Origin of the sequence: Bradyrhizobium sp. IC3123 (assembly GCF_020193625.1) — a bacterium.
In the GTDB taxonomy this organism is placed as follows: Bacteria; Pseudomonadota; Alphaproteobacteria; order Rhizobiales; family Xanthobacteraceae; genus Bradyrhizobium; species Bradyrhizobium yuanmingense.
Map to the genome: position 1 here is coordinate 1 of NZ_JADYVF010000076.1, position 388 is coordinate 388.

Annotated in this window: 1 protein-coding gene; it reads right to left on the minus strand. The window is 62.4% G+C overall.

Annotation, left to right across the window (positions count from 1 at the left end; translation table 11 throughout):
* Positions 1-50: 50 nt before the first annotated feature.
* The coding region (locus tag I6F20_RS37700) for a ZIP family metal transporter (protein ID WP_225131623.1) at positions 51-388 on the minus strand (338 nt) is incomplete at its 5' end.

Genomic DNA, 388 nt, shown 5'->3' on the forward strand with positions numbered 1-388 from the left:
CTATGCCCGAGCACAGCCCACTTGTTAGTGGGCTGTGTTGTTTCTGCGCTTTAACCGATGCCCATCGTCTGGAGTACCACCAGGCTCAGCCCCATGACCGACATCCCGCACAGGACGCCGTAGCTTGGATTGCTTTGCGGATCGATCTCTTTCGCCAGCGGCATCAGTTCATCGACCGACAGCGCCACCATAATCCCGGCGACGGCAGCCATGATCGCGCCCATCACCAGCGGCGAGACCAGGCTCCCCAGAATCAACCACGCCAGCACGCCGCCCAAAATTTCCGCCATGCCGGAAAGCCCGGCCCAGAGCACCGCTTTGCTGCGCGAGCCGGTGGCGGCATACACCGGTCCGGCAACCGCCAGTCCTTCCGGAATATTGTGCAGGG